Source organism: Aulosira sp. FACHB-615, assembly GCF_014698045.1.
Lineage (GTDB): Bacteria > Cyanobacteriota > Cyanobacteriia > Cyanobacteriales > Nostocaceae > Nostoc_B.
Genome location: NZ_JACJSE010000015.1, coordinates 130823 through 146262, shown reverse-complemented (window position 1 = coordinate 146262; position 15440 = coordinate 130823). Strand labels below are relative to the sequence as shown.

The window sequence follows — 15440 nt, the reverse complement described above, 5'->3', positions numbered from 1 at the left end:
TATAAACATAAAGGCGCGTGGGACGCACGCCCTTAAAGCTCAATTAATGTCCTCATAGAGGAGTCGTTGAGAAGCCCACACTCACCCGAAGGGGAGTGTGTGGAGTACGTCACTCCCCGACTCCCTTACGGCTGAACCCATTAGCGAGTCTTCTCCCAAAAGGAGACGCTTTCCCGCAGGGTAGGACGCAAAGTTATAAGAGGTTGAGGGAGTTATTGGGTAAGTCTTGGAATTTTTCATTGGATTTCTTGACTTTAGCAATCCAACCTTGATATAGATTCAAAATCTCTGCATAAGGAACAGTAGTTTCTGAGATTAAATAAAATAGCGGCTGGGCAAAATTTTTGGGGAATAATTTGTGGAGAATTTTGGCTGAAATGTCTCTAATCAGATACTCAATAAATAAACCCTGGGATAAAGGAAACGCGTTATTTCCCAGTTCTACTAAAGCATAACCATCGGGCTGACGGCGCACAGTAAATTGTGCGATCGCCTGTGGGATATTATCAGAATATTCATCTAAAAGCTGGTCAAATATCAATACATCTTCCAGAGCAGCATTGCAACCTTGACCAATGGATGGAGATACAGCGTGAGCCGCATCACCTATTAGCAATACACTATCACCATAATGGTAACTTTGACAGCGAACTGTTAACACTGTTGATGGTTGTTTATTACCAAAAGCTTCCGCCTCTGATGCTGGCATTAATTGACCAATGTCTGGAAAATTTGCTTGAAAAAAGTTTAATACTTCTTGCTGGGTGGCAAGATTAGCTACTTGATTTTGCTGACGAGGAAAGTGAATAATTCCACTCATAGTTTTGCCTAATTGATGGAGTAAGAACACAACTGTGCCATCTTTCAGCATCCAAGAATGGATTTTATCTGCGGCTAAATTAATCTTGGAGTTAGCATCAAGATTAGGTAAGAAAAACGATTTATAATCTGTGGGAATATATTTTTGTTCACAGGAAAAATTTGCGGTCAACTTCAAACTTTCTCTAACCGCCGAATAGGCTCCATCAGCACCAACTAAAAAATCATAATGAACAGTAAAAACTTCTTCCGATACTTCAGATTTATTGATAACTGTTAAAGTTTTAGTCGCAAAATCAACTTGCTGACATTGACAGTCAAAGTGAATATTTAAGCGATGATGATACTTATTAGTTAAGTCTTCTAAAATTGCGATCGCTAAATTTGTTCTATCAAGGGTGAATAAAGGATTTTGTCGCGGACTATATCTAGTTTTCCCATTCCTTTGATGAAAAATCGTGCCATTCATAACTAAACTTATATCTTTGACTGCTGCTTCTAATCCCTCAATTTGTCTTAAAGCATACATACCTCTCTCGTTGAGAGAGATAGGATAAGTCCTGGATTTAGAAAAAGCTACAATTCTAGGATCACTGCGACGCTCATAAATCTCTACTTGATAATTATCACCACGACGTAACAAATACTGAGCTAATAAAAGTCCACTTGGGCCAGCGCCAACAATCACTACTTTTTTTAGCATAAGTTTAGAATTGATATATGGATGATGAGAATAATGTGCAAGTTTGCCAGTCAAAATTCCGTATTCTGCTAGATAGAAAGTTTCATAGTCTCATATTAATTATTATCAAAATCCAAGTAATTTTAGATTACTAGGTCTATGAAATGATCATAGTTTGAATAACTATATTAAATTATTAAATTAATTTATAATATTTATGGCGAATTAAAAAATCACTAATCAAACTTATATGGTAATACAAAAAATGAATAATCAACCACTGTCAGAAGTAAGAATTTGCTTTTTGGGCGAATCATTTTGTTACTAATTGGGATTCTTGGTTAATTTTTTGTAATTAAGAATTGCTTATACTAGATGCAGTAAAACTCCTACGAGGAATCTGACTATGACAGCATCAGATATTAAAATACCACCTTTAGAAAGTGGCGATCGCCTAACTCGCCAAGAATTTGAACGTCGTTATTATGCCATGCCTCATACTAAAAAAGCAGAACTAATTGAAGGAGTTGTATACGTGGCCTCACCCTTACGTTTTAAAAGTCATGGAAAACCCCACGGAAACTTGATAATTTGGCTAGGAACTTACAAAGTTGCTACCCCTGGCGTGGAGTTGGGTGATAATTCCACAGTCCGCTTAGATTTAGATAATGAACTACAGCCGGATGTTGTGCTGTTGATTGATGAACAACTGGGTGGACAAGCAAGTATTAGTGAAGATGATTATATAGAAGGCGCACCAGAATTAATTGCCGAAGTTGCTGCGAGTAGTGCTGCTAATGACTTGTATGATAAAAAGCGCGTATATCGACGCAATGATGTAAAAGAATATATTGTTTGGCAGGTTTTTGAGAATCAATTTGATTGGTTTATTTTAGAGAATGGTGAATATAAATCATTAACATCTGATATAGATGGGATTATCAAAAGTTATGTCTTTCCTGGTTTATGGTTGGATGTAACTGCGCTGTTAACTGGAGAAATGACCCAAGTGTTAGCAGTACTGCAAAGAGGTTTGAACTCACAAGAACATCAACTATTTGTACAAGAATTAGCTAATAAATCTTAAATTTTTCATTCAAATTTAAGCTATATAATTTGTGAATATAAAATAATCAAATTCACTCCCAACTCCCAATTCCCCACAGGTATTTATGCAGCAAATTAATTTAGCTGAAGCATCTCAACACTTATCAGAATTGATTGACGCGGCGCTTGATGGTGAAGAAATTATCATTACAAAAGATAATCAGCAGGCTGTGAAATTAATTCCTATATTGCCAGTGAAACGCCGTCCCACATTTGGTAGTGCTAAGGGAATAGTGACAATATCTGATGACTTTGACGAACCATTAGAAGAATTTCAGGAGTATATGTAGTGCAGCAACTTTTAGATACTCATACTTTTATCTGGTTTATTCTGGGTAGTTCAAGACTTAGTAATAGTCTGCGATCGCAAATAGAAAACAATGATAATTTTCTTAGTATTGCCAGCATTTGGGAAATGGCAATCAAACACAGCATTGGCAAACTAAATTTTAATTTAAGCTTTGCTGAGTTTGTTGATCAGCAAATCATTATGAATGGTATTCAAATAATTAATATCGAAATTGAGCATATTTTAACTGTTTCCCAACTGCTATTACACCATCGTGACCCTTTTGACAGAATGTTAATTGCTCAGGCAATAGTAGAAAATCTACCTATATTAAGTGCTGATACAATTTTTGATACTTATCCGGTCAAGCGTTTGTGGTAGCGATGCTGAAATTCTACCGCAAGATTAATAAACATTCGTTACCAAAAAAACTTAGCATTATTGAATCAGTCTTCACCAGGGATATTCATGAGTTATTATATTGCTCCTCGATTTTTGGATAAAATTGCTGTTCACATCACTAAGAACTTCTTAAATCTTCCTGGTGTGAGAGTTCCTTTGATTTTAGGCATTCATGGACGTAAAGGTGAAGGAAAAACCTTTCAGTGTGAATTAGCTTTTGAAAAAATGGGTGTGGAAGTGACACTCATTTCTGGCGGCGAATTAGAAAGTCCCGATGCGGGAGACCCGGCGCGGTTGATTCGGCTACGCTATCGAGAAACAGCAGAACTGATTAAAGTGCGCGGTAAAATGTGCGTGCTGATGATTAACGATTTAGATGCAGGTGCAGGCCGCTTTGATGAAGGAACTCAATATACTGTAAACACACAGTTGGTAAATGCCACACTGATGAATATTGCGGATAATCCCACAGATGTGCAGTTACCAGGAAGCTATGATGCAAATCCCATCCGGCGTGTACCAATTATTGTTACAGGTAATGATTTTTCCACGTTGTATGCACCGTTAATTCGAGACGGACGGATGGAAAAGTTTTATTGGGAACCTGACCGTGATGACAAAATTGGAATTGTTGGCGGAATTTTTGCACCAGATGGACTCTCTAACCGGGATATTGAACAGTTAGTTGATACTTTTCCTAATCAATCAATTGACTTTTTTAGTGCGTTGCGTTCTCGAATTTATGATGAACAAATCCGCAACTTTATTCATCAAATCGGTTATGAACGCATATCTTTACGTGTGGTAAATAGTGTGGAAGGGCCGCCAGAATTTAAAAAGCCAGATTTTACTTTATCTCACTTAATTGAGTCTGGTCATTTTATGGTGGGTGAACAAAAACGGGTGGAAAATTCGCAGTTGGTGGATGAATATAATCGCTTGAATCGAGGTAGAAGAAATTATCAACCAGCATCATCTGTGGTGGAAACACCAACTCCTCAGCCGTCAACAAATGGATCTCGTCAACAATCAACATTAAATACGCATGTATCACTAGAAACACAAGAACAAATTCGGCAAATTTTGTCTCAAGGTTTAAAAGTTACTTTTGAACATGTTGATGAACGGCGCTTTCGTACAGGTGCTTGGCAAAGTTGTGGGACAATTCACATTGATGCAGAATCTGATGCGATTTCAACTTTAGAATCCCATCTTACTGAATATAGCGGTGAGTATGTCCGCTTGGTAGGAATTGACCCAAAAGCTAAACGGCGAGTTGTGGAAACAATTATTCAACGTCCGACTAGTAGAAATTAATCATCCTATTTGATAGGTGAACAATAGAGGTAAGGAGGACAAGGGAGAGGTGTTTGTCCATCATTGAGGATTGTTATAGATTGATTTTAAAGGCGATCGCACCACCAACACAACAGGCGATCGCTTTTTATATTCATGAAAATTTAGTCAAAAATCCGAGAATGCGTTTGGTATTTGCAGTCAAGAGAGTGCGACGGTAAGCATCGGCGGCTTTTTTAATGGCTTCGGCTTGGGTGGGGTAGGGATGAATAACGCTGCTTAATTTACTCAAACCAATTTTATTCACAATTGCGGTGGTAACTTCCGAAATCATCTCACCTGCATGGCTGGCAACAATGGTAGCACCGAGAATTTGATCAGAACCTTTTTTGTGGAGAATTTTGAGAAATCCAGCTTCTTCACCATCTGCGATCGCACGGTCTACACTAGTAAAAGGAATTTTAATTGTTGCTACCTCAATACCTTGTTTTTTTGCTTCATGTTCATACATTCCCACATGGGCAATTTCTGGGGATGTGTATGTTACCCAAGGCATAATTAAACTACTGAGTTTAGAACGCCCTAACCCAAAGGGAGAAAACAGCGTATTTTTAATCACAATTCTGGCTGCTGCATCCGCCGCATGGGTAAATTTCCAATTCATACAAATATCGCCAGCCGCATAAATTTTTGGGTTGGTTGTTTGTAGATAATCATTGACTTGTATACCGTGATGAGTGTCGTATTTTACTCCCACAGCTTCTAAGTTTAAACCTTCCACATTGGGCGCACGTCCCGCACCTACTAAGATTTCATTTACGGTGACGGAATCTCGATAACCGTTACTAGAAAAGTAAAGTCGCTTACCTTCAGTAACAGCAACCACTTCTTCTAATTGGCAATTTAATACTACACGAATGCCTTCTTGAATTAACACATTTTGAACAATTTCGGCTGCATCTGCATCTTCTTTATTTAACAGATGGGAACCGCGATGTAACAATGTCACTTCACAACCCAAACGCTGAAAAGTTTGGGCTAATTCACAACCAATTGGCCCGCCTCCAATCACAGCTAATTTATCTGGACGCTGAATCAAAGAAAAAACTGTTTCATTAGTTAAATAACCAACATTTTCAATTCCGGGTATTGACGGTTTTACAGCCCTAGCACCAGTCGCAATTACCGCTTTTTTAAATTGCAAAATTTTGCCACCGACTTCTACAGTATTGTTGCTAGTAAAACAACCATTCCCCAAGAAAACATCAACACCTAAATTTTTAAAACGTGCTGCGGAGTCATGATGACTAATTCCCGACCTGATACGGCGCATCCGTTCCATGACTGCGGAAAAATCAACTTCTACATGTTGTTTAGGAATATTAATTCCTAAATTTTTGGCGTGCCAAATTTCACCAATTACCCGCGCAGAACGAATAATAGATTTTGATGGTACACAACCCACATTCAAGCAATCTCCCCCCATGAGATGCTTTTCAATTAATGCGACTTTTAAACCTAAATCTAAACCTGCTGCACCCGCAGCAACAACTAAGCCGGCTGTTCCTGCACCAATAACTACTAAATCATAACAATCGGCAGGCTGTGGATTTACCCAATCTGGCGGATGTACATAAGAAACTAATTTTTGATTGTATTCATCTACTGGACGGACGATAACTCTTGATAATTCTGAATTAGACATAGTTTGAAGTGTGAAGTATGAAGTATGAAGTGTGAAATGTAATACCAAATCAATATGAATAAATTTGTATATTCTACATCTTGCACCAAACGAAGCCGCTTGCGCGTCTACGTTTTTATAGCCGCGAATTCCATTCGTCGGGGCTAGGTGCTTCATCGTTTATTTTTACTTCTTCTGCTAAAGCTTTCCGGGCAATGCGAGTAACATAAACAGTAACTGCAACTGTGGCAATAAAACCGATGACCCGAATTGCCCATTGTACGGTAGAATTACTCGGTTGACCTTCAGTACCAATTAATGCCAAATTCCCGGCTAAGGAACCAATATAAACATACATAATTGTGCCAGGAATCATCCCGATTGAACCAATAAAATAATCTTTTAGGGAAACTCCTGTAACACCAAAGGCATAGTTTAATAAGTTGAAGGGAAATATAGGCGAAAGTCGAGTTAATAAAACAATTTTTAATCCTTCTCGACTAACGGCGCGGTCAATGGCGCTAAAGTTTTGATGATTGGAAATTTTATTTGCAACCCAATTTCTCGCTAAATAACGTCCTACTAAAAATGCTGCTGTCGCCCCTAAAGTTGCACCAATAAATACATATAAAGAACCCCAAACAACACCAAACACAACGCCTGCGCCCAAGGTAAGAATTGACCCAGGTAAGAAAGCCACAGTGGCAATAATATACAATCCAATAAACGCGATCGCACCTACTGTTCCTTGACTATCAATCCATTGTAAAGCATCACGTAACAGGGTTTGGGGATTCAATGTATTACTTTGTACTGCTGTTTGGGCAATGGCTGATTCTGGATGAAATAAAATGGCGATCGCCACAGTCATTACAGCTAATATAAGTAATTGGTAAGCTTTAACCAAGCTCGGCCAATGATAATTATTTACTAAAAATTTGTTTTTCATTTTATTAAATCAAAATATATTTATTTACAAATTCTGGACTTCTGCCATTAGTCTAAAATATTATTGATTCTTTTCTTGAACTGTTTCTGTAACTGCCATACTTTGCGACAAAGCTTTTTGGGCAATTTTGGTAATATAAATAGTTACAGCCACAGTTGCAATTAAGCCAATTATCTGCATAATTAATTGATAAGTTTTGGCTTCAGGTGTAAGTGTTTGACTGGACATATTAGTCATAGCTAAATTGCCCGCTAATGTCCCCATATAGACATACATAACTGTCCCTGGCAGAATCCCAAAAGAACCTAATATATAATCTTTAAGGGAAACTTGCGTGACACCAAAAAAGTAATTTAATAAGTTAAAGGGAAATAAAGGACATAATCTTGTTAGCAAGACAATTTTCCATCCTTCTTTGGCTACTGCGACATCAATGGCTTTTAATTTAGGGTGTTGCTCAATTTGCTTGGATACCCAATTTCTAGAAAAATAACGCCCAATCATAAAGGCTAAAACTGCCCCAATGATGGCTGCAATTAATACATATACAGAACCCCAAAATACGCCAAATAAACAGCCAGCTTTTAAAGTTAAAACTGAACCAGGAATAAATAATAATGTCGCTAAGTTATAAATACCTATATATGCAACAATGCCCCAAATTCCCAGGCTGTTGACATAGGTAACTAAATTAGTAAAAAATACTGAAAAATTAAGAAACCTAGCAGTAATAACCAAGGCGGCGACAAGTATCACTAATAAAATAAATTTAAGCTTACCTTGGAATTTAGGCTGTGGTTGTGTCACCATAATTTTTTCATCCTAAATTATTTGTGCTGGTATCTCTCTTTTAACTAAAATACTCCATTTAAATAAGAAATAGCTTAATTCTGCTTAAATTTTTCCCGACGATACCAACTACGAATGCGGGCTGGTGACACGCCAAACAAATAAGCAAGCACAATAATTTGATTGAGTAAGGTAGTTTTCACAATTCCCTTTTGCAACCATCTCCGCGCTGAAGTTACTACTGGCGTATTGATAATTACAATGCGTCCTGTAGAATTTAACCGACGGATTAATTCAAAGTCTTCCATGATAGGGAGTTCAGGAAAATTGCCAATTTTTTGGAATATTTCTGGAGTTAAAAAAATTGCTTGATCACCGTAGGGCATTTGGAAAAAACGCGATCGCAATTTTACACCCAACTCCACCAACCTTAACCCAAAAGCTGGGTGATCAATCTGCAAATCAAATGCACCAGCCACTACTCCCGGTTGTTGTAAAGCTGTGCAAATCAAAATATCAAAGCCAACAGGTAAACGAGTATCTGCATGAAGAAATAGCAACACATCACCACTAGCCACCGCCGCACCTGCATTCATTTGCTTTGCGCGTCCAGGCGGTGAGGAAATCACTTTCGCACCCAAAGACTGAGCAATTTTGATTGTGTCATCAGACGAGCCACCATCGACGACAATCACTTCTATATTTTTACCAGATTGAGTGCTGGCGATCGCGCCTGAAATATTATCGGCTTCGTTGAGAGTAGGAATAATAATTGAAATGTTAGCAGTTTGTTGCATTGAGATTGCCCTAAAAAATAAATTATCTACTTTACTTAAAACCGAAATCCCCCTTCAAAACGCGCCTCAAATGTATTTCCACTCATACCTAAGCGAGATTCCCAAAACATACCATTACTCGGAATATCACGCTTAATTAATAACCCATAAGAAAAATCATTAACTCTGCTTCTAATACCACGGCTAATATCTCTAAAGTTTTGCAAATAAGTACCCAAATACCAATTATCATTTATCTTTTGCGTGCCTTCTAAAGTGTAGAAAAAATTTTCACTGATTTCTACCATAGTTTTCAACTCTACTCCTGTACTAAATTCCCATGCACCTTGAAAAAATCCTGATTGTCTTAGACGACGAGTTTCATCATAAAATATCATTCCCGTAGTCAATGAATAGTTATTTCTATTTTTATCTTGGCGAATCCAAGAATAACTCAAATTAATATAAGCAGGATTTTGATAATTGCTGCCACTATTCCAATGAAACCGTAATGCAGGAATATGGCTAGTAATAGCTTGAGTTTGCCCAGCAGAATTTAATTCTATATGAGTATCAATATAGTTTAATAAGCCATTAGTATAGAAACCTAACGTTGGCTCGGAAGTTCCAAGTTCATTGGTAATATTAAAAGCATTACTAGAATTTAAATTCAACCAAATCCCAGAATTAATGCTATAGTTCCAATTACCAGCAGCCCCAGCCCATAAAGTTTCGATTGCAGGTAAAGATAAATAACCATTAAACGTTTGTATATGGGTAATCAGTCGTCCATTTTGGCTGAGTTCAATATTATCAAATGCCAAATCAAATGAACGAATATTTACTGGAACTGTTGTAGTATCAGATGAATTATAGTTCTGAACAAAACTCTCACCATTAGGACTAATTAAAGCTACTTGTAAAGCTGACGAGCGATTATTGGTACTTATCGGTATTTGTTTTGCAGGAATTGGCACATTTACAGAACTTAAACGTCCAAAACTGCGATTGGAAACATCTATTTTAGAAATATAAGTTTTACCTTCTCTCCAAGTACGTTCGCCACGAATAAACTGCACAGCCCGACGATAATTTCCTGCGCGAATTTGAAAAATGCTAGAACTAGTTGGTGTGATTTTACCGGGAAAAGTATAACTTCCAGAAATTTGCTCTAAACTACTTGTTCGATTACCTAAAAACAATGTTCTGTTGAGAAGTTGATTAATTTTTCTTCTTTGTTCTGGCGTAGCTTTTGAGTTAATAGGTGCAAAATTTTCTTGTCGAGATAACTGCGTTTTAGCTTCTTCTAAACTGTTGGCTATTTCAGGAGGATGAATAAATTCAAAAACTCCTCCCAATAGCATTCCCAGAGAAGTATTAGCAGTTTGGATTTGATCTACATCTATTTGATCAAGAGAAAAAGACAGAGAAACACCAGGATTACTATAAATATTAGTGTAAGTTGCTTTGTTGACTAATGAATCGTATTGTAATAAAGTCCGATTATGGGGACGACTGAAATAAAATCTCTGCCAATTTTGATTTTCTGTTTTATCTCTAGTTCTCAGTAAAGTTTGTTGTTGACCTAAAGTCACCCAAAATAGCGAATTTAGGTAAGATAAATTACGTTGCTGATTGCTAATATCAGGATTTAGCAAAATATCAAACAAATCAGAGTTATCAAATTGTTCTCGACTCCCTTGTTTAATTCCTGGTATCGAAGTAGTTTGGGCTTGAAATCTTGTTAATTCACTAGTTAAAGGATTTCCCCAAATAAAACCAGCTTGTTTTAAATTATTTTGAGGAACTATTTCACCTCTATGTAGGCTAACATCTCCTAATAATGGTTGTAAGTTATTCGTAGGGAAAGATTGTAAAATTAAAGGAGGACGATTAGTACTCAAGCTAGAAATATTAGGAACTATCGAATTTATTTGTGAACTATTGGCTGTCAGTGGACTATTAATTTGAACAGACGGTGCAGGAATACCGACTGGATTGATTAATTCAGCAGCAATTGATTGAATAGAAAATTGATTGAAGCTAGTTCCTCCTACTAGTTCTTGAAAGTCTGGCGGAAGGGAAGAAACAACTTGCATTCCCCACAGCCTTTGCGTTAAGCGCACAATTTGGGTACGTTCAAAATCTATGATTTCTCCTTGATATGAAATACCACTTTGCCAACCTTGAGTTTCTACAACAATTCGATTATTAGGTAATACCCAGTAAAATTGCTCTGCTGGCTGAAAGTGTGCAAAATTGAATCGCTCAACTATGGGATCTTTTGCAGAAAACTTAATCGAAAAATCAATGTAATTGGCATTTTTAAAAGGGTTAAATGTGGATGTAGTGAAATTTAAGTTATATCTGGGGTCAATTATCCAAGGATATCTCGTCGCACTGTTAGTCAGAGCGTTAAGTATTAATAGCTGTAAATTTTTTTTGTTGTCAACAAAATTTTGTTGTGGCTCATTTAGATTAGTCGGCTTGGTAGTGTCTGGTTCATTATTATAAAAATCTGGGTTGAGAATTGGATTAAAGAAGTTTGGAATATTTGCATCATTAATATTCGGAAAAACTTGAATCGGTTCTGAAATTATATTTTGTGCGGTGCATGTATTTATAGAATTACATCTAATGTTATTCCCAGACTTATAATTAGCGAAAGTTTGGTTATCTGTAGGCTGAGAATTGATTAAACCTTGAATTGGTATAGTTTTAGCTTCTACTTTTTCAGGGATTAAATGGGATATAAATAACAATGTGAACAGCAATAGATAATAATATTGCTGCTTATGTAATAATTTGTTAAACATGAGCAAACCCAATATATGATTTTAGGTGGCAATATATGTAAAATATTTCAGCAGTTGCTCAAGATTTACTCACATATTTTTTTAGCACATAAATTTGGACTTTACTACAGCAATAAAGTCCTAAAAACTTGATATGGTTTTGTATCCTCTTTGGTAGAATATTATGTCTTATATTAAGTGGAGATACGCCCTAGCTGTTGCTGAAAATTTTAGGCGATCGCACTCTGTAATCATATTGAACTAAAGACTGAATTAACTATCAGCCACAACAGTTATATTAAATAGTTTTAGCTGCTTTTAATTCAGGAATAATGTCTGAAAAATATGTTTAAATACTCGAATTATAAACTAAAATATTATATGATTAATTAATGGGCGATCGCACTTAGCAATCCACCCAATTTAAGCTCTAGCTTCAGATTTTTACCAAGGTAACTTGCTCCCATCCCAAGAAAAAAATTGCCCGCTATCACCTGGTTCTAATTTTTCAATTACAGTTAATAATTGACTTACAGTACGTTCTACAGAAAATAATTTTTCTGGGGGTACATTGCGCTGAAATGGACGAGAAAGACGTGTATCGGTTGTTCCTGGATGTAAAGTGATAACTAAAGTTTGAGGAGAACTTCTACCATACTCAATTGCAGTTGTTCGCATCAACATATTCAGCGCCGCTTTAGAAGCACGATAACCATACCATCCACCTAGTTGATTATCGCCAATGCTGCCCACTTTTGCCGATATAGAAGCAAACACACTGGGTTCTGGATGACGAAATAAAGGTAGTAAATGTTTAGCTAATAACACCGCACCAATACTGTTAATTTGAAAGTAGCGTAGTAAATTTTCTGGATTAATATGTTTTAAGCTTTTTTCTGGTTGTAAATCACCTTCGTGTAACAGTCCAACACAGTTAATTACTAAGTGCAGCTTATTGATTTGGGCGCTGATATTTTTGACCACTGTAACAATCTGTGATTCATCAGTAATATCCATCTGTAGGGAAGTTAATTTATCAGGATATTCCTCAGTTAAATCTAGTAATTCTTGAGCAGTTTCTTCTTGCCGATATGTGGCGTAAATTTTGTTAACTCTTATATCTTGAATCAATTGTTTAACAAAACCCAACCCAATGCCTTGACTAGCTCCGATAGTTATGGCATTGGCATTATTAAAGTTTTCTTTAAAAGGCATTTTACTTAGGTGGTAAATTTAGTTTATAATATTATATTTTTTGCTTAATTATCAAGCTTTAAACCGATAAAATAAATGAGGTAGATTAGCATAAATCATTTCCCGCTCATACTTAAAACCTAACTTTTCCATCACTCTTTGCGAAGCTTGATTTGTGGTTAGGGTAAAGCAAACAACTTCTTGTAAATTTAAGATTTCAAAACCAATTTGCAAGATTTTCTCACCCATTTCGGTAGCTAAACCTTGTCCCCAAAATTTAGCCATCAGAGCATAGGCGAGTTCAACTTCATTAATTCCATCTATCTCAGTATTACGAAGACCAGCCCGCCCGACAAATTGATGATTAATTTTATCTCTAAATACCCATAACCCATATCCATAACGCTGCCAATGATGTAAGTTATTGAAAATAAATAGCCTTGTTTCTTCATCAGAACGTACACCACCTAAAGTTGCCATAACTTGTTTGTTTTGGTGCATCCGATTTAATTCATTTAAATGTTGAAATTGCAGCCTCTCAGCTAACAGTCGATGCGTCTTAAATGTCTCTAATGACTGCATATTTTTTATCCAATAAATTGGCGTTTCTCTCCCTTGTCTCCCTTGTCTCCCTTGTTCCCATATCAAACAAGACTGCTATACTATCTCCTCGCCTGCTGAGATCCTAATTTATCTGCGGGTAATTATTTTTGTCTGTACCTCACTAATAATATAAATATAATTAATACTACGCTAAATTGAGCGGCATACAGTAATTTGGTAGAATATTCACACAAATCAGCAGTAAACACAAGATAGAAAAATATGTCTACTGGTAAAACTCTGAACCTGACACAAAATTTGTATGAGTATCTGTTGTCTGTCTCTCTACGTGAACCAGAAGTACTTTTACAGTTACGACAAGAAACTGCTCAACATCCCCGTGCAAATATGCAGGTTGCACCGGAACAAGGACAGTTTTTAGCGTTCTTAGTCAAATTAATTGGTGCTAAAAAAACTTTAGAAGTAGGAGTTTTTACTGGTTATAGTTCTTTGAGTGTTGCGTTAGCATTACCACCTGATGGCAAAATTATCGCCTGTGATGTGAGCGAAGAGTTTACATCTGTGGCTCGGCGTTATTGGGAAAAAGTCGGTGTAGCAGATAAAATTGACTTGCGACTTGCGCCAGCGACGGAAACTTTAGAGTCTCTTTTAGCACAGGGTCAAGCAGAAACCTTTGACTTTGCCTTTATTGATGCTGACAAAGAAAATTATTATCGTTACTACGAATTGGCGTTACAGTTAGTCCGTCCTGGTGGTTTAATTGCGATTGACAATGTGTTGTGGTCGGGAAGGGTACTGCAACCAGAACTACAGGACTCATCTACCACAGCTATTCGTGAGTTTAATAGCAAGTTAGCTGAAGACGATCGCATTGACTTGAGTTTGATTGCGATCGCAGATGGGCTAACTTTAGCACGCAAGCGTCATTAATTATCTGAATCGTTATCGTTGCAAGACTTGGATATTCAATTCCAGCTTATTTCCCAACCATAAAGCATGGGCTGTATGATCTGTAACATCATCACCAGTCTCAGGATGAACGAGAACATCTAAACCCCTACGGTTCAACATTAACCAGGGTACAACTTGGGGAAATTGATCTGGCGCAAAGGCGACTTGATACATAGATTTGGGATGTGGCCCAACTGGCTGATCCCGCCAACGTCCTAAAATAACTTCAAATCTAGTACCTAACTCTTCGCGGATTTGAGCAGCAACATCACGAGTTTCGGGATCATAGTAAATATGAGCATGAAACCCGATGATGCTGCTGTTTTCTCTTATGGACTGACTCAGATTATTTTGTGTCATATAGGACTCATATTTGATTTATGAAAAAAATCAGTACACTCACTACTCCCTACTCCCCATTCCCTACTCCCTACCTACACAACTAGATTTCCTATATTCATCAAAATTGTTTCAACCAAGCGTTAAGCTCATCGATAAAATAAAGTTGATGTACAGTGCTAACTACATTCAACAAGTAGCCAGATGATTAAACTCGACCAGTTTTTAAAGTTTTTAGGTATCGCCCCAACTGGCGGACAAGCCAAACTAATGATTATTAATGGTGATGTGAAAGTTAATGGGGTAGTCGAAACCCGTCGCGGACGGAAATTAGTTTCCAGCGACCAAGTAACAGTAGACGGCAAAGTTTTTACAGTTGAGGATGTAATTGAGTAGCAGCATTGTCTACAGTTTATGGGATAAGATGAGCGATCGCTCACTTCTTCCAAGGTAGCTTTGTCCCCATCTCGGTCAAGGCCGAGAAAATTAAATATATAATTAGCGCCCCAGCACTGAGCAAAAAAATTACAACATCGTTATTCATATTCATCATTTTTGATTTTGTGATTTAAATCTGCCGGCAACAAATTCTCGTTTATTTAAATGTTTAGTTTTGCGTTGAGTTACTCGTTCTCGCCACATCCGAAAACTAGATGGTTTCATTTGCTGACGCATTAAGGCAATTACCTGTTTTTCTTCCAGTCCAAACTGTGCCTCAATGGCTTCAAATGGGGTTCTATCTTCCCAAGCCATTTCAATAATTCGATCTATTGTTTGGAGTTCAAGATTTGGTAGTTTCATTCT

16 protein-coding genes are annotated in these 15440 nt (G+C 37.0%); 6 read left to right on the top strand and 10 right to left on the bottom strand.

The window, feature by feature from the left end:
* Positions 1-193: 193 nt before the first annotated feature.
* Entirely contained in the window at positions 194-1522 is a 1329-nt protein-coding gene (locus H6G77_RS22100; protein WP_190588836.1) for an NAD(P)/FAD-dependent oxidoreductase, read from the bottom strand.
* Between the two features lie 385 nt (positions 1523-1907).
* On the opposite strand from H6G77_RS22100, the gene H6G77_RS22095 reads away from it, so the two are divergent.
* From H6G77_RS22095 to H6G77_RS22080, 4 genes are all read left to right on the top strand, one after another.
* Positions 1908-2588 carry a Uma2 family endonuclease gene (locus tag H6G77_RS22095; protein WP_190588835.1) on the top strand — a complete coding sequence of 227 codons (681 nt, stop codon included), beginning with the start codon at positions 1908-1910 and terminating at the stop codon, positions 2586-2588.
* An 85-nt stretch (positions 2589-2673) separates the two neighbouring features.
* A complete protein-coding gene (locus tag H6G77_RS22090) occupies positions 2674-2898 on the top strand; it encodes a type II toxin-antitoxin system Phd/YefM family antitoxin (RefSeq protein WP_190872742.1) in 225 nt (74 codons plus the stop codon).
* Positions 2898-3278 carry a PIN domain-containing protein gene (locus tag H6G77_RS22085; RefSeq protein ID WP_190872741.1) on the top strand — a complete coding sequence of 127 codons (381 nt, stop codon included), beginning with the start codon at positions 2898-2900 and terminating at the stop codon, positions 3276-3278. Before H6G77_RS22090 ends, H6G77_RS22085 begins: the two co-directional genes overlap by 1 nt.
* An 87-nt stretch (positions 3279-3365) precedes the next feature.
* Complete coding sequence (locus tag H6G77_RS22080; protein WP_190872740.1) at positions 3366-4616, top strand: ribulose bisphosphate carboxylase small subunit; 1251 nt, start codon at positions 3366-3368, stop codon at positions 4614-4616.
* 133 nt (positions 4617-4749) lie between these two features.
* On the opposite strand, the gene H6G77_RS22075 is transcribed toward H6G77_RS22080, so the two are convergent.
* From H6G77_RS22075 to H6G77_RS22045, 7 genes are all read right to left on the bottom strand, one after another.
* Positions 4750-6300 carry a mercuric reductase gene (locus H6G77_RS22075; RefSeq protein WP_190872739.1) on the bottom strand — a complete coding sequence of 517 codons (1551 nt, stop codon included), beginning with the start codon at positions 6298-6300 and terminating at the stop codon, positions 4750-4752.
* A gap of 115 nt (positions 6301-6415) precedes the next feature.
* A complete protein-coding gene (locus H6G77_RS22070) occupies positions 6416-7150 on the bottom strand; it encodes a TVP38/TMEM64 family protein (protein ID WP_242049284.1) in 735 nt (244 codons plus the stop codon).
* 138 nt (positions 7151-7288) lie between these two features.
* Complete coding sequence (locus H6G77_RS22065; RefSeq protein ID WP_190673152.1) at positions 7289-8038, bottom strand: TVP38/TMEM64 family protein; 750 nt, start codon at positions 8036-8038, stop codon at positions 7289-7291.
* Positions 8039-8112: 74 nt separating this feature from the next.
* Positions 8113-8814 (bottom strand): TIGR04283 family arsenosugar biosynthesis glycosyltransferase, encoded by a 702-nt coding sequence (locus tag H6G77_RS22060; RefSeq protein WP_190673149.1) that lies wholly within the window; start codon positions 8812-8814, stop codon positions 8113-8115.
* A 35-nt stretch (positions 8815-8849) separates the two neighbouring features.
* Positions 8850-11609 carry a hypothetical protein gene (locus tag H6G77_RS22055; protein WP_190872737.1) on the bottom strand — a complete coding sequence of 920 codons (2760 nt, stop codon included), beginning with the start codon at positions 11607-11609 and terminating at the stop codon, positions 8850-8852.
* 423 nt (positions 11610-12032) lie between these two features.
* Positions 12033-12803, bottom strand: coding sequence for an SDR family NAD(P)-dependent oxidoreductase (locus H6G77_RS22050; RefSeq protein WP_190872736.1), 771 nt, complete (start codon positions 12801-12803; stop codon positions 12033-12035).
* A gap of 51 nt (positions 12804-12854) precedes the next feature.
* Positions 12855-13364, bottom strand: coding sequence for a GNAT family N-acetyltransferase (locus H6G77_RS22045; protein WP_190872735.1), 510 nt, complete (start codon positions 13362-13364; stop codon positions 12855-12857).
* Positions 13365-13607: 243 nt separating this feature from the next.
* On the opposite strand from H6G77_RS22045, the gene H6G77_RS22040 reads away from it, so the two are divergent.
* Complete coding sequence (locus H6G77_RS22040; protein ID WP_190673139.1) at positions 13608-14276, top strand: class I SAM-dependent methyltransferase; 669 nt, start codon at positions 13608-13610, stop codon at positions 14274-14276.
* Between the two features lie 12 nt (positions 14277-14288).
* On the opposite strand, the gene H6G77_RS22035 is transcribed toward H6G77_RS22040, so the two are convergent.
* The gene (locus tag H6G77_RS22035) at positions 14289-14657 is read right to left on the bottom strand and encodes a DOPA 4,5-dioxygenase family protein (RefSeq protein ID WP_190673135.1); all 369 of its coding nucleotides are present in this window, start codon (positions 14655-14657) and stop codon (positions 14289-14291) included.
* 183 nt (positions 14658-14840) lie between these two features.
* On the opposite strand from H6G77_RS22035, the gene H6G77_RS22030 reads away from it, so the two are divergent.
* On the top strand, positions 14841-15032 hold the full coding sequence (locus tag H6G77_RS22030) for an RNA-binding S4 domain-containing protein (protein ID WP_190588819.1): 192 nt from the start codon (positions 14841-14843) through the stop codon (positions 15030-15032).
* 153 nt (positions 15033-15185) lie between these two features.
* On the opposite strand, the gene H6G77_RS22025 is transcribed toward H6G77_RS22030, so the two are convergent.
* Positions 15186-15437, bottom strand: a complete 252-nt coding sequence (locus H6G77_RS22025) for a TIGR03643 family protein (protein WP_062290197.1) — start codon at positions 15435-15437, stop codon at positions 15186-15188.
* Between the last annotated feature and the right edge of the window lie 3 nt (positions 15438-15440).